Genomic DNA, 23,041 nt, shown 5'->3' on the forward strand with positions numbered 1-23,041 from the left:
CCGTCACGGGGCCAATGAGTCACATCCTCGTGCTTGGAATCTGGACAATATTACAACTACGCCCTATCCCGAAAATCATGTCAGAGATTACAGATACGCTGGATGCGCTGGGCCTTCTTTGCCCGCTGCCCGTCCTCAAGGCCCGCAAACGGCTGAAATCCATGCCGCAAGGTTCTGTGTTGCGTGTGCTGGCTGATGACCCGGCAGCCATCATCGATGTCCCGCATTTTTGCGCCGAAGCTGGCCACACATTGCTGTCTCAGGATTTGGATGGCGAACATCAGGTCTATCTGATCCAAAAATCCGACTGACTTAATGATATAAAAAAGGCGGGCAAATCTGCCCGCCCTTTCATCAGTTGCCCAACGACCACCATCCGCGCCGTTTGGGCCTGTCGGATTCTGGCTCAGGTTCATCTGCCACAGTTTCAAGCACCGGTTCAGGTTCTGCTGCCACGGGTGTTTCTTCCACGGGCGCGTCTTCGACCGGCTCATCGGCAGATTGAATTTCAGGTTCTTCCACCGCAACGACCGCTTCAGCTTGCGCGACTTCCTCAGTCTGCTCGGCCACCTCTGTTGCTTCCGGCTTAGCTTCAGCAGCCTCAGCCGCTTCGCTTTGCTCGGCGACAACCGCCTCGGCAGGTTCGGATTCAGCGTCTGAGGCCGCCTCTTCAACTACCGGTGCATCAGCCGCGGTATCGGCATCAGTTGCTTCTGTCTGTTCCGAAGCCTCTTCTGCCACCGCATCTTTCTTACGACGGCGCGGAGCGCGCTTGCGTTTGGGCTTGGCGGGTTTTTCCTCTTCCGTCGCTTCGGCTTCGGTTGCCTCGACAGCGGTCTCGGTTTCAGCGGATTCGCCTGCGGCATCCTCCTGCTCTGTCCCTTCACCGTCATCCGCGCCCTGTTCCGGCGCGTCACCATTGCCCCCGCCCTTCTTGCGACGACGACGGCGGCGCTTGCGCTTGGGTTTGGTGTCATCTTCGGTCGGCGCGATATCCTCTTCGGTTTCTTCCTCGTCCGAAGAATCGACCAGATCCATCAGCGAGGCATCGACCGACACGACAGGTGCTGTCGCTTCGGGAACAATGCGGCTGGCGGTCTTGAATTTCTCCATCGAGAAATCCGGGCTGACCAGATGCACATCGCCTTCGATCCGTACAGACAGGCCATAGCGCGATTCGATCTGTGCAATATGCTCGCGCTTCTGGTTCATCAGGAAGTTCGCGATACTGACCGGGCAGCGCACCAGAACCTCGCGCGAGCGGCGGCGGGTGCCTTCCTCTTCGATCTGACGCAGGATCGACAGTGCCATGTTGTCGTCCGAACGGATCAGGCCGGTGCCGTGGCATGCCGGGCATGGCTGCGTGGTCGCCTCGATCATACCGGGGCGCAGCCTCTGACGGCTCATCTCGAGCAGGCCAAAACCTGAAATCCGGCCGACCTGAATGCGGGCACGGTCGGTTTTCAGCTTGTCCTTCAGACGCTTTTCAACGGACGCATTGTTCTTGCGCTCGTCCATATCGATGAAATCGATGACAATCAGACCGGCAAGGTCACGCAGACGCAACTGGCGGGCCACTTCTTCCGCAGCCTCAAGGTTGGTTTTCAGCGCCGTTTCCTCGATCGAGCCTTCTTTCGTGGCCCGGCCCGAGTTCACGTCGATTGCCACCAGCGCTTCGGTCACGCCGATCACGATATACCCGCCAGATTTCAGCTGAACAGTCGGGTTGAACATCCCCGCCAGATAGCTTTCCACCTGATAGCGTGCAAACAGCGGCAGCGCGTCCTCGTACCGTTTCACATTCTTGGCGTGCGACGGCATGATCATCTTCATGAAGTCTTTGGCGATGCGGTATCCGCCCTCGCCCTCGACCAAAACCTCATCGATATCGCGGTTATAAAGGTCCCGGATCGACCGTTTGATCAGATCGCCTTCTTCATAGATCTTCGCAGGTGCGATGGATTCCAGGGTCAGTGCCCGGATCTGCTCCCACAGGCGTTGCAGGTATTCATAGTCGCGCTTGATTTCCGATTTGGTGCGCTTGGCGCCCGCAGTCCGGATAATCAAACCCGCCCCCGTGGGCACATCAATATCCGCGGCAATTTCCTTAAGTTTCTTGCGGTCAACCGCGTTGGTGATCTTGCGGCTGATCCCACCACCACGCGCGGTGTTCGGCATCAGAACACAATAGCGACCGGCCAGCGACAGATATGTCGTCAGGGCTGCCCCCTTGTTGCCGCGCTCTTCTTTGACGACCTGCACCAGCAACACCTGGCGCACTTTGATCACTTCCTGAATCTTATACCGGCGTGGGCGTGGCTTGCGCGGAGGGCGGATGTCTTCGCTGTCGTCTTCCTCGGCAACGGATTCAATCGTGTCATCTTTTGCGGCAGCGTCAGCGTGTTCTTCATCCGCGTCGCCATCATCTGCGTCCTGGTCATCTTCAGACAATTTAGACGCTTCATCGCCATCGTCAGCGCTTGAAACATCCGCCGCGTCATCAGAATCCCCTGCTGCGTTGTCTTGTGAAGCCTCAACCGTTTCAACCTCAGCCTCGTCTTCCGAAGCCGTTTCCTCTGCAGTGTCATCTGACACAGCTTCCGGCGCTTCGTTGTCCTCAGGCTCCTCAACAGGTGTTTCAGCGACGACTTCCATTGGCGATGTCCCCTCGGGCACCTCCATATCCGCTTCGTCACTGTCGTCAAAATCGATGGTTTCCATACCGGTCGGCTCGGTCGAAACTTCCATCGTTTCGACCAAATCGTCCGACTTCAGATCCGCGGCCTTCGATCGGGACCGAGAACGCCGCTTTTTCGGCTTGCCCTCGTCGGCCTCATCCCGCGCCTTCATGGCCTCGGCATAAGCGCGCTCTTCCTCCATCAGCGCCTCACGGTCGGCGATGGGGATCTGGTAATAGTCCGGGTGAATTTCCGAAAACGCCAGGAAGCCGTGCCGGTTCCCGCCATAATCCACAAAGGCCGCCTGAAGCGACGGCTCAACCCGTGTTACTTTTGCAAGATAGATGTTGCCAGCAAGCTGGCGCTTGTTTTCGGATTCAAAATCGAACTCCTCGACCTTATTTCCGTCAACCACCACGACGCGGGTTTCCTCCGCGTGGGTGGCATCGATAAGCATTTTCTTAGCCATGTGTCCTTGGTGCACCGCGCCAAACGCGTTGTCCTGACCCGTCCAGGTGGACAGGCACATTTGGGGAGGTGTCTTGTCAGGGCGATATTGGACGGCGCGCGGCAGGGTCTGGCGCTGTGGCCCCCTGCCCGGTCACTCAATCGTTGCGCGCGCGTCATCGCGGTTCTTCTCCGACAGGCACGGTTCGCGCCGCCGCCTGCCCATTATTCCTTTCGCCCGACATGTCGGACTCAGGTACTACATTGCCCCAAATGGGGCACAATCGGTCTGCATTGCGGCGAACAATCCGTCATCACCATCAGCAAAGCAGCGAAACTCAATGATTCGGGGCTTATAGACACAAAATCGGCCCGGCCCGTCCGGATACAATAAAAGCAGTCCTGTGGAAAAGACAATGGGCAAACTGCACCGCCCCTAACGCGGCGTGCGGGATCGCCTTCATCTGGCCAAAAATATCCCGGGGGAGTCGCCACAGGCGACGGGGGCAGAGCCCCCGTCCCAAAGTTTACAGATAGTCCGACCGCTGGAGGCCGTACTTGGCCATCTTTTCATTCAATGTCCGGCGCGGAAGGCACAATTCATCCATCACAGACGCAATCGAGCCTTTGTGCCGCCGCATCGTGTTGTCGATCAGCATCCGCTCAAAGGCTTCGACATATTCCTTCAGCGGCTTGCCTTCAGTGGTCATCACCGGCTGCATCTCCTCGTGATCCGACATCAACAGCGAGGCGATCGTTCCGGACCCACGGCGCGATTGCAGCACCGCGCGTTCGGCAATGTTGATCAACTGGCGCACGTTCCCCGGCCAGGGCGCTTGCAACAGTTGTGCCGCTTCCTGAGCGCTTACCTGAGGCGCATCACAGCCGTATTCTTCCGCGAACTGCTCGCCCAGACGGGTGAACAGGGTCAGAATATCCTCGCCCCTCTGACGCAGGGGCGGCATGGTGATGCGCAAGGCGGCCAATCGATAGAACAGGTCAGGCCGCAAGACATCTTCCGAGGTTTTTCCAGCCTCCTGCAGGTTCGAGATCGCAACGATGCGTGTCTCGGCAGGTGTGCCCTGCTCGTTCATCACGCTAAGCAGCTTGGCTTGCAGGGAATCGCTGAGCGCTTCGACATCTTCCAGAACCAGCGTCCCGCCCCGCGCCTCTTCGATGGCGGGCAATTGGGCATCTTCCGGCATCATCGGCCCAAACAGACGTTTGGCCAGCGCGTCTTCCTCGAGCGCCGCGCAAGACACCAGCACGAACTTCTTTCCAGCGCGGCTGCCAACCGCGTGCAGGGCGTGTGCAACAAGCGTTTTTCCGGTCCCTGTCTCTCCGTCGATCAGCACATGGCCATCCGCCTGGCCCAGATCGAGGATATCCTCGCGCAGGCGTTCCATAACCGGGCTGGCGCCGATCAGCTTGTTCATGATCTGGGTGCCACCGGACAATTCCCGGCGCAGCGCCCGGTTGTCCAGCGTCAGACGCCGCGCATTGCTGGCCCGTTTGGCCAGTTCCGACATGCGGTCCGGGTTAAAGGGTTTTTCAAGGAAGTCGAAGGCTCCGACACGCATCGCCTCGACAGCCATCGGAACATCGCCGTGACCGGTGATCATGATCACCGGCAAGGTGCTGTCAGCGCCCATCAGCTTTTTGAGAAGCTGAATGCCGTCCATTCCGGGCATCTTGATGTCCGAGATAACAATCCCAGGATAATCCGGGCCCAACACCTTGAGCGCATCTTCCGCGCTTGCGAAGGTTTCCGTGTCATATCCGGACAAAGCGAGCCACTGACTGATCGACTGGCGCATGTCCTGTTCATCGTCAACAATGGCAATTTTCATGGCTTGTGCCATAGTCATTCCTCGTTATTCCGCGGCTTCAAGGCCGTCGCTTCCCAGTGCAGGCAACTGCATTTCAAACACCGCACCGCCATATTGGCCGTTGCGCGCAGTCAACCGTCCCCCATGGTCGTTCACGATCCCTGACGAGATGGCAAGCCCCAGACCAACACCGTCGCCGGGCTGTTTGGTCGTGTAGAATGGCTCAAACAAGTTTTCGATATCCTCGATTCCGTGCCCGTTGTCGCGTACGGTCAGCACAGCCGTGTCACCAGCTGCCAGGATGATTTCCACATCTGGCTCCGCCACTGATTTGGTGGCGTCCAGCGCGTTTCGCAAGAGGTTGACCATGACCTGCTCGATGCGCATTCGGTCCCCCATCACGATCACGGGTTCCTCTGGTACGATCTGTGTGATCTTCACGTGTCGCTGACGCAATTGCGGCTCCATCATCGACAGGGATGAGGCCAGCGCTTCACCAAGATTTACTGGTGAAAACGCATCCGCACCCTTGCGCGCATAAGACTTCAGCTGCCGGGTAATTGCCCCCATCCGTTCGATCAGACCATCGATGCGGCCAAAGCTGGCAAGGGCCTCTTCCGGGCGGTTGCGGCGCAGCAACAGGCGGGCCCCGGCCAGATAGGTTTTCATCGCCGCCAGTGGCTGGTTCAGCTCGTGACTGACCGCCGCCGACATCTCGCCCAGGGCGGCCAGTTTCGAGCTTTGCGCAAGCGTCTGTTCGGCCAAATCCAGCGTCTTTTCAACCCGTTCACGTTCAGCGATTTCCCGCTGTAGCCGTGCATTCAATGCGCGAAGCTCTGCCGACTCGCGCTGGAACAGGGTCATGCGCAACGTGGCACGGCGGCTCAACGCATAGAACGCAAGCGCCAGAAGAATCGCAAACCCCATGATTTCCAGCGCCAGAACACTGTTCACCTTTTCCCGGATCGAGGCATAGGTCGTGAACGAGGTCATCTGCCAGCCGCGGAAAGGAATACGCGTCTCGATCCGCATCACCGCTTCGCCCTGAAGATAGGCATCAGGCGGCAGCGCGGTCCAATCGGTTGTTGCCCGGATGGCGCGCTGGATCGCACCTTGTGGCGGTTGGCGCAGCATCGCCGTGTTCTCATCCAGCCCGCGCCACCGGGGTTCAGTAGACAGAATGATGTTGCCGGTGCTGTCGGTAACCATCACTGCATCCGAGATACCGGCCCAGGCGCGTTCGAACTTCTGCAGGTCAACCTCGACGACGATCACCCCCAGAAACTCCGCCCCGTTCTCCAACCGGCGCGAATACACAAAGCTGTATCCGCCTGCATCCTTGGGAATAACGGAAAATATCGTCGCGTTCGAGCGGATCGCATCCACAAAATAGGGTGTGTTCCGGTGCCCCTCGCCCAACCTGTTCCGGTCGGTCGCGGCAACTGTGCGCCCGTCGCTGTCCAGCAATACCAGTGAGGCCGCGCCGATCTCTTCCACGAATGAAATAAGGCGCTGTGTCGACAGGGTGTAATCGCCTGACTGCAATGCCGAAATCAACGTCGGGTCGCGGGCAAGCAATTGCGGAACAATCGAGTTGCGGCGCAGTTCACTCAGCAAGTTGCCCGAATACAGCGTCAGCCGCAGTTCCGCCCGGTTGCGCGTGGATTCGGTGAACCTGTCGGTCAACAGCCGGTTCGTGACCCACACCGTTGCAATTGTCGCGACCAGCAGAACAAGAACCGCCAGCCGCAACCGCCAGCCCAGCGGTGCACCACGAAACGGTTTCAACATATTTGACCAGCCAGATCGAACTTCGGGGTTCATGGCGAAAGGTTACGCCCCGGCGGGCGAGACCTCAAGTCACGCCGCTTCAAACACACCTGACAATGCGCGGAACAACGCCACCCCATCTGTGCCGCCATGGCCCTGATCTGCTGCGCGTTCGGGGTGCGGCATCATTCCAAGCACGCGGCGGTTTTCCGACAGGATCCCGGCGATATCCCCGACCGAGCCGTTCGGGTTTTCGGCATAGGTGAACGCGATCCGGTCCTGATCTTTCAAAGCGGCCAGTGTCGCGTCATCCGCAAAATAGTTGCCATCGTGGTGCGCAATCGGAATACCGATCACATCGCCTGCGTTGTAACCGCTGGTAAACGCGCTGTCGCTGGTTTCGACCTTCAGGCCGACGGTCTTGCAGATATATTTCAGCCCGGCATTGCGCAGCAACGCGCCCGGCAAAATGCCGGTTTCGGTCAGAACCTGAAAACCGTTGCATATTCCAACGGCATAACCGCCACGTTGCGTGTGTTCGACCACGGCCTTGCAAATCGGCGATTGCGCCGCGATTGCGCCGCAACGCAGGTAATCTCCGTAAGAGAACCCGCCGGGAACACCCACGATATCAATACCTTCAGGCAAAGCCGCGTCTTTGTGCCAGACCATATCGACCTGAAAACCGGCCTGCTCAAAGGCGACGGCAAGATCTCGGTCACAGTTGGATCCGGGGAATACGATTACGGCTGCACGCATGGTGGGCCCTCCTACGAGACAAAATCTGTGACAACCGCAACACCCGGAGGCGTTGGATGGTCAAAAGCGGCAAGCTCGGCGCTTACCTGGTTCAGGGTTATTTTCCGGGTCACCAGCGGGCTCAGGTCGACCCCTTGACCCGCGATCAGCGACAACAGCGACGGATAGCGCCAGCTTGGCATCCCGCGGGTGCCAAATACGGAGAGCTGACCAGAATAGAGCACATCCATCGGCAGCAACATCTGCGCATGGTCCCCTGCGGGCATTCCGATTTGCACCATGCGCCCCATTTTGCGCAGGGATCGCATGGCGGAAACGGTCGTGGCTTCGACGCCAAGCGCCTCGATCGCAACATCGGCGCCGCCACCGGTGATGTCCTTCACCGCCTGAGGGGCATCACATGTCGCAGCGTTGACCACCGCATCGGCGCCCAGAGTTTCGGCATAGGCCAGCTTGTCCTCGGCGATATCGACAACGATTACACGCGCGCCGAGCGCCTTGCCCAGAAGAAGCGTTGATATTCCGACGCCGCCGCCGCCAAAGACAGCGATCCACTCACCACCCTGCACTTGCGCCCGGCTAACAAGCGCCTGCCACGCCGTGGTTACGCGGCACCCCAATGCGGCAGCGATTTCAGGCGCGATGCTGTCGGGCAAGGATGTCAGGTTGGCATCGGCATGAGCCACGGCAATATATTCAGCAAAAGCCCCGTCACAGGTAAAGCCGGGTACGACCTGGTTCGGACAGATTGTCTGATGACCCTGCGCGCAGTCCGGGCAATGCCCACAGGCAAGGATAAAGGGCGCAATCACCCGGTCCCCGACACGCCACCGTGTGACGCGCACACCGACCGAGACCACCTCGCCGCAAAACTCGTGGCCGGGTGTCATGGGCAGGACAACGTCGGGGTCTGAGCCCGACCAGGCGTGCCAGTCGGACCGGCACACGCCGCAAGCCAGCACCCGCACCACAACACCGTCTTCGGTGGGAACCGGGTCGGGGATCGTCGACACCTCAAGCGGTTGACGATAGGTGATCAGACGCGCGGCCCGCATTAATCAGACCAGTTCGATCTCGTAGCGTTCGATGACGGTGTTGGCCAAAAGCTTTTCGCACATCTCGGTCACGTCTGCCTCGGTCGCGCCATCGGCAAGCTCAAGATCGATGACTTTGCCCTGACGTACGCCTTCGACCTGATCAAAGCCCATTGCACCCAATGCGTGCCGTACTGCTTCGCCCTGCGGGTCCAGCACCCCGTTCTTGAGCATCACATGAACCCGTGCTTTCATTTTGGCAACTCCAACTGTGGGCCGCATACAAGGCCCATTTCGTTGCGCGGGGGATAGCGCGCCTGATGGGTTTCGACAACCCTGTTTCAAACGCAGTTTGCCGCAGGCGAGTGACGATCCTGCGCCGTCAGTTGGACCTGAGTAGTTTTGTTGGCGCAGCAGCTGGAAACTTCGGTATAGTCATCTGATTTAACGGCCCGGCCACACGCAAACACCCTGCTCTGCCAACAACTTGGCAAAGGCAAAACGCCGCCCTGAGGGGGCGGCGCTGCTGAGATGGAATGTTTAGTTGATCAGCGTCGGCTTGGTGACATTACTGGCAGGCAGCACACCCAGCCTTCGGGCGACCTCGGAATAGGCATCTGTCAGACTGCCCAGATCGCGGCGGAATACATCCTTGTCCAGTTTCTGACCGGTCTTGATATCCCACAGGCGGCAGCTGTCCGGGCTGATTTCGTCCGCAACAACCAGCCGCTGATAGTCGCCTTCAAACACGCGCCCAATTTCGATCTTGAAGTCAACCAGACGGATTCCCACCGCCAGCATCACGCCGCTCAGGAAATCGTTCACGCGCAGCGCAAGGCTGAGGATGTCGTCCATGTCCTGCTGGCTGGCCCAGCCAAACGCGGCGATGTGTTCCTCGGTGACAAGAGGATCGCCCAAGGCATCATCCTTGAAGCAATATTCAACGATCGGACGAGGCAATTGCGTCCCTTCGGCAATGCCAAGACGTTTCGACATCGAACCCGCCGCGTAATTGCGCACGATCACTTCCAGCGGAATGATCTCGCAATTGCGCACCAGTTGTTCGCGCATATTCAGGCGCCGGATGAAGTGGTTCGGAATGCCAATCTGGGTCAGCCCGGTCATGAAGAACTCGGACAAACGGTTGTTCAGCACGCCTTTGCCGTCAATCACGTCCTTCTTCTCGGCGTTGAATGCGGTGGCGTCATCCTTGAAATACTGTACGATGGTGCCCGGCTCGGGGCCTTCATACAGAATTTTGGCCTTGCCTTCGTAGATTTTCTTGCGACGCGCCATAAGCGACCTTTCCAGACTGGCGAAAGGGAATGAGTCCCTTCACGTTGGCGTCCTCATAGTGCAAGCCCTGCGTTCCCGCAAGTTCGCTGCCCCGAGGGCCTTTGACGCAGCGCAAATACCTTGCACCCAGAGTGTCCTATTGTCATATCATCAGTGAGAAACGGTAATCCAAGGGGTCCCCAACCAATGACCACATTCGACGAACGTGAAGCCGCGTTTGAAAGCAAATTCGCCCATGACGAAAAGATGCAGTTCATCGCACGGATGCGCCGCAACCGCTTTATGGCTGTCTGGGCGTCTGCGCTGAAGGGCGAAACTGTTGAACAGGCACGGAAATACGGCCAGGAACTGGTTCATACCGACCTGCAGCATGTCGGCGAGGACGATGTTGTCGAGGCAGTCAAAGCCTACTTGGGTGATCTTGCGGATGAAGCCACGATCCGTTCGAAAATGGCCGAGCTTCTGGTTGAGGCCAAAGAACAGGTGATGGCGGAAGGCGAGCATTGATTGCCTGAAATGCAAAATTCATGATCTTCATGAGTTTTATGAATTTGATTTGACGCCCTGGTCATGAGACATGGGGCGTCTCTGTTTTTTTGCAGCGTTTATACGCTTTTTCTGGAATAACCCTATGACAAACGCGCTGAGCAAACTTCTGGACACCAAAGACGCCATCCTTGCGGACGGTGCAACGGGGACCAACTTATTTAACATGGGTCTGCAATCAGGTGATGCGCCTGAGTTGTGGAACGTGGATGCTCCGGACAAGATCAGGGCGCTGTATCAGGGGTCAGTCGATGCGGGCAGCGACCTGTTTCTGACCAATACGTTTGGAGGTACTGCGGCGCGTCTGAAACTGCATGATGCGCAGAACCGCGTGGGCGAGCTGAACCGTATCGGCGCAGAACTCGGACGTGAAGTCGCAGACAAAGCCGGGCGCCCTGTTGTCGTGGCCGGATCGGTTGGACCCACCGGCGAGATTATGGAGCCGGTCGGTAGCCTGTCGCATTCCGAAGCGGTTGAAATGTTCCATGAACAGGCCGAGGCTTTGAAAGCGGGCGGGGTTGACGTTCTTTGGGTAGAAACCATCAGCGCGCCCGAGGAGTTCCGCGCGGCAGCCGAGGCCTTTGCACTGGCCGACATGCCTTGGTGCGGCACGATGAGCTTTGACACGGCCGGGCGCACAATGATGGGTGTCACCTCGGCCGATCTTGCGCTTTTGGTTGAAACCTTGCCAAACCCACCGATCGCTTTTGGGGCCAATTGTGGTACCGGCGCGTCGGATATCCTGCGCACGGTTCTGGGTTTTGCTGCGCAAGGCACCGAGCGCCCGCTAATCTCAAAGGGCAATGCGGGCATTCCGAAATACGTGGATGGCCATATCCACTATGACGGGACACCCGAACTGATGGGTCGGTATGCTGCCATGGCGCGGGATTCGGGCGCCACAATCATTGGCGGGTGCTGCGGCACCATGCCCGATCATCTGCGCAAAATGCGCGAAGCGCTGGATACCACTTCGCGCGGCGAGCGCCCGACACTGGATCAGATCACCGAGGCATTGGGGCCGTTTTCGTCGGCTTCCGACGGAACCGAGGACGACGCGGGCCCCGAACGCCGTACGCGTCGCCGCCGCCGCGCCTAACGCTTATCAACGCCCTTCGAATTTCGGAGGGCGTTTTTCCATGAACGCCACCACACCTTCAGCAAAATCTCGCGACCGGCCACATTCGCCTTGAAGATGCGCCTCGGTTGCAAGCTGCTGCTGCAATGTGTTTTCGTAGGTCCCGCGAATGGCACGTTTGATCGCGCCATAGGCCGCAGTTGGACCTTTGGCCAGATATTCTGCCCTTTTATGCCAATGTGCGGCAAACGCATCATCGGGCACAGCTTCCCAGATCATACCCCATTCTTCGGCCTGCCGGGCGCTGATCTTGTCAGCAAACAAGGCGGCCCCCATCGCTTTGGCCAAGCCCATCTGGCGCGGCATGAACCAGGTGCCCCCGGCATCGGGCAGCAAGCCGATACGTGCAAACGCCTGCAGGAAGTACGCACTCTCCGTTGCAATAACCACATCCGCACACAGCGCAAGGTTGGCCCCTGCCCCCGCAGCAGGTCCGTTTACAGCAGCGATCGTCGGAACCGGACAGCTGTGGATGGTTTCCAGCATCGGCTCGTATTCGTCGCGCAATGATCGTTCCAGATCGATCTTACCGGTCGATGATGCATCGCCCAGATCCTGCCCGGAACAAAACGCCGGACCTGCCCCGGTGATAACGATACAGCGCGCTTTAACCGCAGCGTCTTTCATCGCGTGGGTAATCTCTGCCCGCATCCGAGTGGTCAGCGCGTTCATCTTGTCCGGTCTGTTCAGGGTCAGAACCGCCAGACCGTCCGATATGTCCAATAGAACCGTTTCGTAATTCATGAAGACTTTTTCCCTCGCGCCACGTGTTTCAGCACATTTACTTGTCCGGGCAGGTTGGGAAAAGCAGAACCAAACGTCAGTCTTCAAGAATTTGGCGAAGGCGTTCCTGTTCTTCTGCGCTTAGAGCTTCGGTTTCACCTGAAACCTGCGCCCTGGCGCGTGTGCGAAGAAAGTTCAACCCGACTGCGGCAGCGATCAGCAACATGATTGGCCCGGCAAGCCACAACAGCAGATTCGAACCGCTGGTGGTGGGCTTGAGCAAGACATATTCGCCGTAGCGGTCAACGATAAACGCGACAGCCTCTTCGTCGCTGTCACCCGCAACCAGGCGTTCACGCAAAAGCAAGCGCAGATCGCGTGCCAGTTCAGCGTTGCTTTCGTCAATGCTTTCATTGCGACACACCAGGCATCGCAACCCAACACTCAGGTCGCGCGCGCGCTGCTCCAGAACAGGGTCGTCCAGAACTTCGTCAGGTTGTACCGCAAACACCGGCGCTGCCAGCAGCAGCAGGATCAATACAAGGCGTTTCATTCTGCGGGTACTCCGCCAGCGGGGGATTTGCGCGCACCTGCGGCGACACGGAACCGCCTGTCGCTCAGGCTAAGGACACCGCCGAGCGCCATCAGGATACATCCACCCCAGATCCAGTTCGCCAAAGGCTTGATATAGGTGCGCATGACCCAGCCGCCATCTGCCTGCTGATCCCCGATGACGACGTAAAGATCACCAAGAAAACGATAGTCAATCGCGGCCTCGGTCGTCGGCATGCGTGCAACGGGATAATCCCGTTTCTCGGGATGCAGCGTTCCGATGACGCGACCGCCCTTTTCGACCAGAACATCAGCCGTGGTTGAAAAATAGTTCGGCCCCTGAACCCGTCGCACGTCCTGCAATGTCAGTGTAAACTGACCCACTTCGAACGGCTGGTTCAGTTGCGCCACACGGATATCTTCCGCCTCCCACGCGGTCAGACCGGCAATCGCAAAGATCGTGACCCCAAGACCGGTATGGGCAACTGCCTTACCCCAATCGGCTCCCGGAAGTCGGATCAGACGTTTGAAGCTGCCATTGCGGCCTGTCCGGCTCCACAAATCAATGGCTGCACCGAATGTGATCCATGCCCCTAGGAACAGGCCTACGGGCCCTAACGCGCTGCGGCCGGTCTGCATGGCCCAAACCAACAGCGCAATCGCCAGCGCGAGACCAAAGGCATAGCGCAGGGACCAAGCCGTTTTGCCCAGCCGACCGCGTTTCCACGGCAGCATCGCCCCGATTGGCAGGATCAACCCCAGCAAAACCATGAACGGAGAAAACGCCGCGTTGAAAAACGGTGCCCCAACCGAAAGTTTGCGGTCAAACATCATCTCGGCCACCATCGGCCACATCGTCCCGACAAAGACGACGAAGCAACTGACCGCCAGAAGGACATTGTTCACGATCAGCGCGCTTTCGCGGCTGACCATGCCGAAAACGCCCTTGGCCTCCATCGCCTGTGCCCGCGCGGCAAACAGGGTAAGCGCGCCGCCGATGAAGAAGACCAGAATGATCAGGATGAATACACCGCGCTCCGGATCATTGGCAAATGCGTGAACCGAGGTCAGTAGCCCTGATCGCACGATAAACGTACCGATGAGGGAAAATCCAAACGCGATGATTGCCAGCAGAATGGTCCAGCTTTTCAATGCTTCGCGCTTTTCCACAACTATTGCCGAATGCAACAGCGCCGCCGCCAACAGCCAGGGCATGAAGGACGCGTTTTCGACCGGGTCCCAGAACCAGAAACCGCCCCAGCCGAGTTCGTAATAGGCCCACCAGGACCCCAGCGCGATACCGATAGTCAGGAAAACCCAGGCCGCCAGCGTCCAGGGGCGCACCCAACGGCCCCATGCCGCATCGATACGCCCTTCGATCAGGGCCGCAATCGCAAAGCTGAAAGCCATGCTCAGCCCGACATAGCCGAGGTACAGAAACGGCGGATGGAAGGCCAGCCCGGGATCCTGAAGCAGCGGGTTCAGGTCGCGCCCGTCAAACGGAGCGATGGCCAGCCGGTCAAACGGGTTCGACGTTAACAGGATAAAACCGAAAAACGCCACGGCAATGGCCGATTGAACGGCCAGAACACGGGCTTTGAGTGTCGGTGGCAAGCCGCCACCAAAGAAAGCCGCCATCGCTCCAAACAGGGTGACGATCAGCACCCAAAGCAGCATGGATCCTTCGTGGTTGCCCCATGTTCCGCTGATCTTGTACAGCATCGGCTTTGCCGTGTGGCTGTTCTCGACCACGATCCTGAGGGAAAAGTCAGAGGTTACAAACGCCCAGATCAAAGCACCAAACGCAAACGCCGTCAGCAGGAACTGCACGATGGCGGCAGGCTCTGCAAAAGCCATCCAGCCGGTCCAACGTTTTGAGGCGCCGATCAGGGGAACAACGCTTTGCACAATTGCGACAAAGAACGCGAGGATCAGGGTGAAGTGGCCAAGTTCTGTAATCATGCCCCGGAATATACGCCGGTGCGGAACCGGGGGCCATGACCTTTAGCTTGATCTGTACGCACAAAGTGTCGCGGGTCAGATACCGCGAAGCTTTCGCCAATCGTGCAGCGCCCGGTTTTCCTCGGGACGTATGACATCGCTGTTCAGCGCAGCATCCGGACCGGGATCAGCAATACCGGGGCTGTCGCTCTGCATGGTGCGCAAGGCCTCGATATTGCTTATGACCGTTGGCAGTTGCGTCATGGTTGAGCGGATACCCCGCTGAAAATCCTGCATTTTACTTTGGTGACGCGCGCCAAAGTAAAACGAAACGATCACGCCCAGCAACCACCACAACGGCTCTGGCACCAAGGCTATGCCCTGCATCCGTGCGGCAAACCATATTGGGTCGACCATGGCGGCAACGAACAAGCCAAGCGTTCCCAATGCCAGTGCCGGGCGCGGCAACCTGTTTACGCCGTCCATGACACGGTCAAACAGGCCCTTCTGAGGTGCCTGAAATTCGGTACCGAACTGCAACATGGCCTGAGTTTGAACCTCGTAAGCGCGTACTGCGCTTGCTTCGGTGTTTTCGCGATAGAGTTCTGCGGTTTCCTGCAAGACGTTGCGCCCGTTGCCAAACAGCAGCGCCAACACACCTGAAATCAGCCCCATGCCGCGATCCTTCTGTTAAAATCGCTGTCCGACAGGTGATAACGCGGCGAAAGGAACTCTTCCGCCCGTATTATCCAGCCACCTTTGCCGCCTGATCGGCTACGCGCGTATTTTCTGGATGCAGGCAGCCGATCAGCAAGGCGAAAATAGTAGTTTCGCCGCGCAATTCCGTAAGCGTCGCGCAAGACGTCAGGCTCTGGCTGCGCCGCGCTTTCGCAGGCCGCCACGGTTTGCGGCCCGATTACGCCATCGGCGGTGACGTTGAACCCCATTTCCTGTAGCAGCCGCTGAAGGATCTTCACCGCCTGCGCACCGGCATTCACATACATGTCGAAAACAGAGGCATGCAGGGTTTCGGGCAGCTCAACAATGCGCGGCTTGTCGAAATAGTGCCGAACAAAAATGTCGACCGCTTGCCGACGGGACAATGCGCGCACATCCGCCTCGTCAACCCGGCCGTCGCCAGTCAGATCCAAACCCAGCCTGCGCAGGGTGTGAATCGTGACCCCGAACTTGGTTGCCCCGCCCGGATCGTCGGGGTCATCAACAAAGCCCCCTTCACGGGCCACAATCTCTTTGGCAATTTGGCGAACCGTTTGCATACCACCCTCGTAACGTTAGGTGGCCACACCGTTTCCGACAGATATTAACGAATCAAAACGAAACGGAGCGCTGCATGCACCATGCACGCAACGCTCCGTAACAGATTCAAACAGCTTCAGCTTTCTTCCGCGCCTTTGTAGACACCTTGCTCTTTCAGAGCGTCCATGACCTCTTTCGGCATGTAGGTTTCATCGTGTTTGGCAAGAATTTCAGTCGCTTCAAAGACTCCGTTCACGTAACTGCCCGTGCCAATCATCCCCTGATTTTCCGAGAATAGATCAGGCAGGACACCTGTGAACGAGACCGGAACGCTTTCGCCACCATCCGTTACAACAAAACGAATGGTTTCACCCTGTCCGCGAATGATTGAGCCTTCTTCGACCAAGCCGCCTATCCGGAACACCTCGGTTGGTTTCGGCGGCTCGGCAATCACCTCACTGGGTGAGCGGAAAAAGTTGATCCCATCCTGCAATGCCCAGCCAATCAACGCTGTTGCCGCCACCAAGGCAACAACTGCCACCAGAATGACTTGTACGCGCCGACGTTTCTTGAGCGTTTTCATACCATCCTCACGGGAAAAGCGGGGCCATCATCAGGCCCAGAGTTTCATCTTCACCTAACATCAGGTTCGCGTTCTGCAAGGCTTGCCCACTGCTACCTTTTGTCAGGTTATCCAGCGCTGCAATTACAATTGCGCGCCGCTCAATCCGATCGGCCACAACACCGACGTGACAGAAATTCGACCCCCGCACATGGTGGGTCGAAGGGGTCTCACCCATCGGCAGCATCTGGATGAACGGCTCATCCGCATAGGCTTTGGCAAGCGTTTCGTAGATGCTGTGCGGGTCACCCTTCACATAGGTTGTGGCCAGAATACCCCTGTTTGCAGGGATAAGGTGGGGCGTGAACTGCACATGCACAGCCCGACCGGCAAGTTTCGAAAACTCTTGATCGAACTCGCCAAGATGCCTGTGTGTCCCACCGACGGAATAGGCATTGCTGCCTTCGCTCAGTTCAGCGTGCAGCAGGTTTTCCTTCAGTGACCGCCCTGCCCCTGATACGGCGCATTTCAGATCAAGAACGATATCGTCCAGATCAATGACCCCGGCGGATATCAGTGGCCGCAGAACATATTGCCCGGTCGCCGCATTGCACCCGGTACCCGCAACAAGCCGTGCCCCCTTGATGTCTTCGCGGTAGAACTCGGTGAGACCATAAATCGCCTCTTCCTGCTGTTTTAGCGCGATATGCGGATTACCGTACCATTTTTCGTACTCGTCGGGGTCTGCCAGCCGGAAGTCTGCGGACAGGTCAATGATTTTCAGGCCTTTCGGCAAGTCCCGGATCACTTCCTGACTGGTTTTGTGCGGCAAGGCGCAAAAACACAGGTCGACCTGCGCAAAGTCGATCTCGGAGATTTTGCACAAGTCCGGCAGATCCAAGTGGCGCAGATGCGGGAAGACCTGCGCCATTGTCATGCCAGCCTTACGTTCGGCGGCCAACGCGACGATATCCATGTTCGGGTGCTCGGCGATCAGCCGCACCAGTTCAGCGCCGGTATAGCCCGAAGCGCCCAGAATTGCGATTTTATGGGTCATGTCAGACCTCTTTCACTTGAGTGTCACATGTTTCGACCGCCGATGCGACGGCCTTGAAATAAGGGAAGCAGAGCGGCTGCGTCCTTGACCTAAGTCAGGCAGCCTGGAACGTGATTTGTCGTCGGAGGAACTGCGTCGCCCGGTCGCTGACAACATTGGGTTTGCCCGTTGTCAGAAAACCACTTGGGCCCTCGCCCAACATGGTGGGATGACGTTGCAGGTAATCTGCCAGACTGTCAGCAACAAGCGCACCCTGGCTGTAAACCTGCACATCGTCACCCAACGCCGCCTGGAATGCTTCGGCCATCAACGGGTAATGCGTGCAGCCCAGAATAGCAGCCTGAGGTTCTGGCATTTTGCGTTTCAGCGCATCCACATGGCTGCGCACCAAGGCTTCGGCCAGGATCATGTCACCGTCTTCTATGGCATCCACAACGCCGCCACATGCCTGTGCCTCGACATCTACTCCGATGGCCCGAAATGCCAGTTCCCGCTGAAAGGCCCTGCTGGACACGGTGGCAGGCGTTGCAAACAACGCCACATGTTTGACGGCCACTTCGCGCGGCGGAGAATTGTCGCCCCATTGCCGTTCGGTCAGTGCTTCGATCAACGGGACAAAAACGCCAAGAACGCGTTTGCCGCTGGGCACGCCTTCTTCCTGCATCCGCCGCAACGCTGCGGCGCTGGCCGTGTTGCAGGCCAGAATCACCAGATTGCAGCCACGCGACCACAGATCTTGAACCGCCTTGCGGGTCAGCTGATAGATATCCTCGGCATCACGCACACCGTATGGCGCGTGTGCACTGTCTGCAAAATACAGGAAATCAACGTCCGGCAGACGTTGCTGTGCGGCACTCAGGACGGTCAGACCGCCCAAACCGGAATCAAAGATACCTACTGCCATTAGATCACTCAGGCGCGATGCCGTTCCTCAAACTCATAGCCGTAATCATAAGACTTCAACGGCGTTGGAGACAGCTCATACGTGGCTTTGCGCAGGAAATCCATCATCTTGCGCGTATCCTTGCTGAGCGGGTCCAGAATGTCGCGCCTGATCGGCTCTCCGACTACGACCTTCACCGGTGTATCAACGCGTTTCTTGAACTCTTTGATCAGCAGGCCCATCCGCAAAGTACTGTGCAGATGGCTGGCGATCTGAAACAGACGAGACGTGTGGCCATCAAAGAAAACCGGAACAACTGTGGCATTAGATTTTGCCACCATCCGCGCGGTAAACCCGCGCCAACCCGGATCCATGGGGTGGGAAAACGGCTTAACCCCGGTGCTGACCGTCCCGCCGGGAAAAATGCCGATCGCCCCGCCTTCGCTCAGATATGTGAGTGCGGTTTTGCGGGTCTCAAGGTTCAGCTGCATCGCCTCTTTCGTTTCATCAAACGAAATTGGCAGAATGATGCGATTCAGGTCTTCGGCCTTGCGAAACACCCGATGGGCCAGAATGCGGAAATCACCCCGCGTCTCGGACAGGATATGTCCCATCATCAGGCCATCCAGAATTCCGTAGGGATGATTGGCAATCAGGATCAGAGGACCGTCTTTCGGGATATTCGAAAGCGATCCCCCCTCCACGTCCAGTGTCAGCCCATAGCGTTCGACCATCACAGCCCAAAAGTCGCGCCCATTGGCAACGTCTTTCTCGTACCCGTCCGCGCGTTTGATCAGGCGCATACGGCCCGTCGTGTTCTCCATCAGCTTGATAACCATCCGCCCACCTTTGGTTTCGGCGGAATGCGCATAGGAAATGTCGCGAACGGCATGACGACGGGAAGGCATATGGGTCTCCGGTTTGCTGCCTGCAAAATAAGTGCAAGTAACAATTTTGCCTAGCTATCGTGACACGCTTGTGACGTTTTATTCCGCCGCAGCCTGCAACCCTGTCCCTCCGCCGCGAATGACGGCCAGCAACTCCTCGCGCCGTTTGGCTGCTTTGGCCTCGTTCTCGCGCAATACGGGGCCAAACCCACGGATATCCAGCGGCAATCGAGCCAGGGCGGCAATCGCATCGCGTGTTGTCTGCGATACAAGCGGCAGAACCTCGCGCATGTCCTTTTCATATTGACGGATCAACGCACGTTCCATCCTGCGTTCCGACGAATAGCCGAAGATATCCAGTGGCGTACCGCGCAGTGCCTTCAACCGGGTCAAAAGCTTCAGTGGGCCAAGGATGGCTTCGCCAAACGCACGTTTGCGGGGTCTGCCGTTGCTGCCCGATTCCCCCAAAAAGGGCGGGGCCAGATGGAACGTCATCTTGAAATCACCATCGAACTCGGCAGCCGCTTTGTCACGGCTTGTCAGAAGAAGGCGCGCGACTTCGTATTCATCCTTGTAGGACAAAAGCTTGTGATAGCCTTTTGCCACCGCCTCGCGGATATCCGCATCCTCAACACTGTCGACCAGCTTGCGATACCGTTTGGCCAGCCGCGCACTTTGGTAATCGGTCAGATGGCTTGCGCGGAATTCGATCTTCTGATCCAGCGATCTGGGCATCTCGGTCACGGTCGGGGACAGAATGGACTGCACTTCAGCGGGATGCAGAACCGCCCAACGCCCGATATCGAACGCACGCTTGTTCCGTTCAATCGTAGTTCCGTTCAATTCGATGGCATCAAAGATCGCCTGATGGCTGACGGGCAACAACCCCCGCTGCCACGCCGCGCCAAAGATCATCATGTTGGAATAGATCGAGTCGCCCATCACGGCGCGTGCCAACTCGGTCGCGTCAAACAGCGAGACACCTTCTTTTAACCGTGCCTGGAGGGCCAGTTCCAGCTGATCGGCAGGAATGCGGAACTCGGTATTGCGCGTAAAGTCGCCTGTTACCGTCTCATGGCTGTTCACAACGGCGCCTGTACGGCCTGTGCGCGTCAGGCCCAAAGTTTTGGCTCCAGCGGACACCACCAGATCACCGCCGATCAGCGCATGGGCTTCGCCGGTTGCGACACGGATGGCGCTGATGTCTTCGGGTGCGTTGGCCAGACGGCAATGGATGTGAACCGCGCCGCCCTTCTGCGCCAAGCCCGCCATTTCCATCATGCCCGCGCCTTTGCCGTCAATCTGGGCAGCCTGCGCAAGAATCGCGCCCAGCGTGACAACACCGGTTCCCCCGACACCCGTGATCACCACGTTATGGGTGCCGCTGATCTTGGGCAACACCGGCATCGGCAGGTCCGGCAAGTCGATTTCGGTCGTTGCCTCTTTGCGGATTTTCGCCCCCTCAAGCGTGACAAAGGATGGGCAAAAGCCGTTCAGGCAGGAATAATCCTTGTTGCAGCTTGACTGATCGATGGCGCGCTTGCGTCCGAGTTCTGTTTCCTTGGGCACAATCGACACACAGTTCGACTGCACCCCGCAATCGCCGCAGCCTTCGCAGACATCGGTATTGATAAATACGCGCTTGTCCGGGTCCGGGAACGTGCCGCGTTTGCGGCGACGGCGTTTTTCGGCCGCACAGGTCTGAACATAAACGATGACCGAGACGCCCTCGATCTCGCGAAATTTCTCCTGTACCTGCATCAGTTCCGCACGCTCGAACGTCTGAACACTCGACGGCAAAGCCTTGAAGTTCACGTCTTCCTTTTCGTCATAGACCAGAGCAACCTCACGGACACCCATGGCCTTGACCTCGGCAACGATCCGTTCTGCGGTCAGATCGCCTTCATTCTCCTGCCCGCCCGTCATGGCGACGGCATCGTTGAACAGGATCTTGAAGGTGATGTTCGTGCCTGCTGACAACGCCGCGCGGATCGCCTGAACGCCCGAGTGGTTATAGGTGCCATCGCCAAGGTTCTGGAACACGTGTTTGGTGGTCGAAAACGGTGCTTCACCGATCCAGTTCGCGCCTTCACCGCCCATCTGGGTAAAGCCGGTGGTGTTCCGGTCCATCCACTGAACCATGTAATGACAACCGATCCCTGCATAGGCACGGCTGCCATCCGGGACTTTGGTCGAACTGTTGTGCGGACAGCCCGAGCAGAAATACGGAAGCCGTGTTGCGATTTCCTGTGCGTTGTCGGCCCGGCGTGCCTCGGACAAAGAGGCCAGCCCGGCCCGAATACCATCGGTTTCACGCCCTTCTTCGATCAGGATCTCACCCAGCTTTTCAGCAATCATGATCGGGTCGAGCGCGCCACGGGTCGGGAACAGTTCATCGCGGTGCAACGTACCGGCACCGCCTTTGTACCACCCATAAACCCGGCGGCCGCGACGGTCGTCAAAGATAGCCTCTTTGACTTGAACCTCGATCAGCTTGCGCTTTTCCTCGACAATCACGATCAGGTCCAGCCCTTCGGCCCAGTCGTGGAACCCGACCATGTCCAGCGGGAAGGTCTGCCCCACCTTGTAGGTCGTGATCCCCAGCCGTTCGGCTTCGGATTCATTGATATTCAAAAGCGACAGCGCATGGGTCAGGTCCAGCCAGTTCTTGCCCGCCGCAACAAACCCGATCTTTGCACCCGGTTTGCCCCATATCCGCCTGTCCAGCTTGTTGGCATGCGAAAACGTCTCGGCTGCAAACCTTTTGTAGTCGATGACACGCGTTTCTTGCAGGTGCGGCGTGTCCCCAAGGCGGATATTCAAACCGCCTTCCGGCATATCGAAATCAGGTACGACGACCTGCATTCGGTCGGGGCGACCATCCACAACCGAGGTAACCTCGATTGTGTCCTTCATGGTCTTTAGCCCAACCCAAACCCCAGCAAAACGGCTGAGCGCAAAGCCGTAAATTCCGTAGTCGAGGATTTCCTGCACACCCGCCGGGCTGACGACAGGCATATACATATCTACCAGTGACCATTCGGACTGATGCAACACGGTCGAGCTTTCGCCGGTATGGTCATCACCCATCGCCATAAGCACACCGCCATGCTTGGCGGTTCCGGCCATATTCGCGTGGCGCATGACATCACCGGACCGGTCTACGCCCGGCCCCTTGCCGTACCAAAGCCCAAAAACCCCATCGAACTTGCCGTCGCCGCGCAAGCCGGCCTGTTGGCTGCCCCACAGCGCCGTTGCCGCCAGATCTTCGTTCAATCCGAATTGAAACGTAACATCGCTTTGGGACAACTGCCTTTGCGCCCGCATCATCTGCTGATCAACAGCGCCAAGTGGCGAGCCACGATATCCAGTCACCAGCCCCGCAGTGTTCAGTCCCGCCTGCCGGTCTCTGGCCTTTTGCATCAGCATCAACCGGACAAGTGCCTGTGTTCCGTTCAGAAGAACGGGGCTTTTCTCAAGATCGAACCGGTCGTTTAACGTAATCTGTGGCTGACTCATCAGACGTCTCCCCTCGCCAGATCAGTGTGCATGTACTCAGCGCATTTTAGGTCATAATTTCTGACCTGTATAGGTTTTATGCACTGAACTGTAACGATTTCGGCCTTTGATTGTAGAACTTGTTACCTGTTTCATATAGGCGTTCGAAAAGATAACGAAAGTT

Annotated in this window: 20 protein-coding genes; 3 read left to right on the forward strand and 17 right to left on the reverse strand. The window is 57.9% G+C overall.

Annotated features, from left to right (window positions below; all coding sequences use genetic code 11):
- Window positions 1-77 precede the first annotated feature (77 nt).
- Window positions 78-311: a sulfurtransferase TusA family protein gene (locus ACR0CE_RS03700; RefSeq protein WP_480481072.1), complete on the forward strand. Its 234-nt coding sequence runs from the start codon at window positions 78-80 to the stop codon at window positions 309-311.
- Window positions 312-354: 43 nt separating this feature from the next.
- On the opposite strand, the gene ACR0CE_RS03705 is transcribed toward ACR0CE_RS03700, so the two are convergent.
- The 7 genes from ACR0CE_RS03705 to purC all read right to left on the reverse strand — a co-directional run bounded on the left by ACR0CE_RS03705 (window position 355) and on the right by purC (window position 9,813).
- The gene (locus ACR0CE_RS03705; protein WP_480830984.1) at window positions 355-3,147 is read right to left on the reverse strand and encodes an Rne/Rng family ribonuclease; all 2,793 of its coding nucleotides are present in this window, start codon (window positions 3,145-3,147) and stop codon (window positions 355-357) included.
- A gap of 505 nt (window positions 3,148-3,652) precedes the next feature.
- Window positions 3,653-4,987, reverse strand: coding sequence for a sigma-54-dependent transcriptional regulator (locus ACR0CE_RS03710; RefSeq protein ID WP_209504011.1), 1,335 nt, complete (start codon window positions 4,985-4,987; stop codon window positions 3,653-3,655).
- Between the two features lie 12 nt (window positions 4,988-4,999).
- Complete coding sequence (locus ACR0CE_RS03715; protein WP_480481076.1) at window positions 5,000-6,745, reverse strand: sensor histidine kinase; 1,746 nt, start codon at window positions 6,743-6,745, stop codon at window positions 5,000-5,002.
- Between the two features lie 69 nt (window positions 6,746-6,814).
- Complete coding sequence (gene purQ, locus ACR0CE_RS03720) at window positions 6,815-7,483, reverse strand: phosphoribosylformylglycinamidine synthase subunit PurQ (protein WP_209504013.1); 669 nt, start codon at window positions 7,481-7,483, stop codon at window positions 6,815-6,817.
- Between the two features lie 11 nt (window positions 7,484-7,494).
- Window positions 7,495-8,538: a zinc-dependent alcohol dehydrogenase family protein gene (locus ACR0CE_RS03725; protein ID WP_480830986.1), complete on the reverse strand. Its 1,044-nt coding sequence runs from the start codon at window positions 8,536-8,538 to the stop codon at window positions 7,495-7,497.
- A gap of 3 nt (window positions 8,539-8,541) precedes the next feature.
- Complete coding sequence (purS, locus tag ACR0CE_RS03730; protein WP_117872765.1) at window positions 8,542-8,772, reverse strand: phosphoribosylformylglycinamidine synthase subunit PurS; 231 nt, start codon at window positions 8,770-8,772, stop codon at window positions 8,542-8,544.
- Window positions 8,773-9,057: 285 nt separating this feature from the next.
- Entirely contained in the window at window positions 9,058-9,813 is a 756-nt protein-coding gene (gene purC / locus ACR0CE_RS03735; protein WP_209504015.1) for a phosphoribosylaminoimidazolesuccinocarboxamide synthase, read from the reverse strand.
- A 186-nt stretch (window positions 9,814-9,999) separates the two neighbouring features.
- Here purC and ACR0CE_RS03740 point away from each other — a divergent pair, with 186 nt between their 5' ends.
- Window positions 10,000-10,320 (forward strand): DUF1476 domain-containing protein, encoded by a 321-nt coding sequence (locus ACR0CE_RS03740; protein ID WP_267364605.1) that lies wholly within the window; start codon window positions 10,000-10,002, stop codon window positions 10,318-10,320.
- Between the two features lie 124 nt (window positions 10,321-10,444).
- Entirely contained in the window at window positions 10,445-11,458 is a 1,014-nt protein-coding gene (gene bmt / locus ACR0CE_RS03745) for a betaine--homocysteine S-methyltransferase (RefSeq protein ID WP_267364607.1), read from the forward strand.
- 6 nt (window positions 11,459-11,464) lie between these two features.
- On the opposite strand, the gene ACR0CE_RS03750 is transcribed toward bmt, so the two are convergent.
- The 10 genes from ACR0CE_RS03750 to ACR0CE_RS03795 all read right to left on the reverse strand — a co-directional run bounded on the left by ACR0CE_RS03750 (window position 11,465) and on the right by ACR0CE_RS03795 (window position 22,878).
- Window positions 11,465-12,241 carry an enoyl-CoA hydratase-related protein gene (locus tag ACR0CE_RS03750; RefSeq protein ID WP_209504018.1) on the reverse strand — a complete coding sequence of 259 codons (777 nt, stop codon included), beginning with the start codon at window positions 12,239-12,241 and terminating at the stop codon, window positions 11,465-11,467.
- Window positions 12,242-12,317: 76 nt separating this feature from the next.
- Window positions 12,318-12,773, reverse strand: a complete 456-nt coding sequence (locus ACR0CE_RS03755) for a cytochrome c-type biogenesis protein (protein ID WP_480481083.1) — start codon at window positions 12,771-12,773, stop codon at window positions 12,318-12,320.
- Complete coding sequence (locus tag ACR0CE_RS03760) at window positions 12,770-14,734, reverse strand: heme lyase CcmF/NrfE family subunit (RefSeq protein ID WP_480830988.1); 1,965 nt, start codon at window positions 14,732-14,734, stop codon at window positions 12,770-12,772. The genes ACR0CE_RS03755 and ACR0CE_RS03760 overlap by 4 nt, the downstream gene beginning before the upstream one ends.
- Window positions 14,735-14,809: 75 nt before the next feature.
- On the reverse strand, window positions 14,810-15,388 hold the full coding sequence (locus tag ACR0CE_RS03765; RefSeq protein WP_480830990.1) for a holin family protein: 579 nt from the start codon (window positions 15,386-15,388) through the stop codon (window positions 14,810-14,812).
- Window positions 15,379-15,990, reverse strand: coding sequence for a holin-associated N-acetylmuramidase (locus ACR0CE_RS03770; protein WP_480830991.1), 612 nt, complete (start codon window positions 15,988-15,990; stop codon window positions 15,379-15,381). The genes ACR0CE_RS03765 and ACR0CE_RS03770 overlap by 10 nt, the downstream gene beginning before the upstream one ends.
- A gap of 116 nt (window positions 15,991-16,106) precedes the next feature.
- Entirely contained in the window at window positions 16,107-16,553 is a 447-nt protein-coding gene (gene ccmE, locus ACR0CE_RS03775; protein WP_209504023.1) for a cytochrome c maturation protein CcmE, read from the reverse strand.
- Between the two features lie 7 nt (window positions 16,554-16,560).
- Entirely contained in the window at window positions 16,561-17,589 is a 1,029-nt protein-coding gene (argC, locus tag ACR0CE_RS03780; RefSeq protein ID WP_480830993.1) for an N-acetyl-gamma-glutamyl-phosphate reductase, read from the reverse strand.
- A gap of 94 nt (window positions 17,590-17,683) precedes the next feature.
- Window positions 17,684-18,493, reverse strand: coding sequence for a glutamate racemase (locus ACR0CE_RS03785; RefSeq protein ID WP_480830995.1), 810 nt, complete (start codon window positions 18,491-18,493; stop codon window positions 17,684-17,686).
- A gap of 8 nt (window positions 18,494-18,501) precedes the next feature.
- Window positions 18,502-19,380: a lysophospholipid acyltransferase family protein gene (locus ACR0CE_RS03790; protein ID WP_480772654.1), complete on the reverse strand. Its 879-nt coding sequence runs from the start codon at window positions 19,378-19,380 to the stop codon at window positions 18,502-18,504.
- Window positions 19,381-19,458: 78 nt separating this feature from the next.
- A complete protein-coding gene (locus ACR0CE_RS03795) occupies window positions 19,459-22,878 on the reverse strand; it encodes an indolepyruvate ferredoxin oxidoreductase family protein (protein ID WP_480772653.1) in 3,420 nt (1,139 codons plus the stop codon).
- Between the last annotated feature and the right edge of the window lie 163 nt (window positions 22,879-23,041).

The organism is Ruegeria sp. L11 (assembly GCF_056531755.1).

Bases quoted from the DNA above. Each gene is read 5' to 3' on its own strand.
- ccmE (WP_209504023.1), bottom strand. From the start codon at position 16,553: ATGAAAACGCTCAAGAAACGTCGGCGCGTACAAGTCATTCTGGTGGCA.
- argC (WP_480830993.1), bottom strand. From the start codon at position 17,589: ATGACCCATAAAATCGCAATTCTGGGCGCTTCGGGCTATACCGGCGCT.
- purC (WP_209504015.1), bottom strand. From the start codon at position 9,813: ATGGCGCGTCGCAAGAAAATCTACGAAGGCAAGGCCAAAATTCTGTAT.
- ACR0CE_RS03790 (WP_480772654.1), bottom strand. From the start codon at position 19,380: ATGCCTTCCCGTCGTCATGCCGTTCGCGACATTTCCTATGCGCATTCC.
- ACR0CE_RS03770 (WP_480830991.1), bottom strand. From the start codon at position 15,990: ATGCAAACGGTTCGCCAAATTGCCAAAGAGATTGTGGCCCGTGAAGGG.
- ACR0CE_RS03700 (WP_480481072.1), top strand. From the start codon at position 78: ATGTCAGAGATTACAGATACGCTGGATGCGCTGGGCCTTCTTTGCCCG.
- ACR0CE_RS03740 (WP_267364605.1), top strand. From the start codon at position 10,000: ATGACCACATTCGACGAACGTGAAGCCGCGTTTGAAAGCAAATTCGCC.
- purQ (WP_209504013.1), bottom strand. From the start codon at position 7,483: ATGCGTGCAGCCGTAATCGTATTCCCCGGATCCAACTGTGACCGAGAT.
- bmt (WP_267364607.1), top strand. From the start codon at position 10,445: ATGACAAACGCGCTGAGCAAACTTCTGGACACCAAAGACGCCATCCTT.
- ACR0CE_RS03725 (WP_480830986.1), bottom strand. From the start codon at position 8,538: ATGCGGGCCGCGCGTCTGATCACCTATCGTCAACCGCTTGAGGTGTCG.
- ACR0CE_RS03750 (WP_209504018.1), bottom strand. From the start codon at position 12,241: ATGAATTACGAAACGGTTCTATTGGACATATCGGACGGTCTGGCGGTT.
- ACR0CE_RS03705 (WP_480830984.1), bottom strand. From the start codon at position 3,147: ATGGCTAAGAAAATGCTTATCGATGCCACCCACGCGGAGGAAACCCGC.
- ACR0CE_RS03785 (WP_480830995.1), bottom strand. From the start codon at position 18,493: ATGGCAGTAGGTATCTTTGATTCCGGTTTGGGCGGTCTGACCGTCCTG.
- ACR0CE_RS03765 (WP_480830990.1), bottom strand. From the start codon at position 15,388: ATGGGGCTGATTTCAGGTGTGTTGGCGCTGCTGTTTGGCAACGGGCGC.
- ACR0CE_RS03710 (WP_209504011.1), bottom strand. From the start codon at position 4,987: ATGGCACAAGCCATGAAAATTGCCATTGTTGACGATGAACAGGACATG.
- ACR0CE_RS03760 (WP_480830988.1), bottom strand. From the start codon at position 14,734: ATGATTACAGAACTTGGCCACTTCACCCTGATCCTCGCGTTCTTTGTC.
- purS (WP_117872765.1), bottom strand. From the start codon at position 8,772: ATGAAAGCACGGGTTCATGTGATGCTCAAGAACGGGGTGCTGGACCCG.
- ACR0CE_RS03715 (WP_480481076.1), bottom strand. From the start codon at position 6,745: ATGTTGAAACCGTTTCGTGGTGCACCGCTGGGCTGGCGGTTGCGGCTG.
- ACR0CE_RS03755 (WP_480481083.1), bottom strand. From the start codon at position 12,773: ATGAAACGCCTTGTATTGATCCTGCTGCTGCTGGCAGCGCCGGTGTTT.
- ACR0CE_RS03795 (WP_480772653.1), bottom strand. From the start codon at position 22,878: ATGAGTCAGCCACAGATTACGTTAAACGACCGGTTCGATCTTGAGAAA.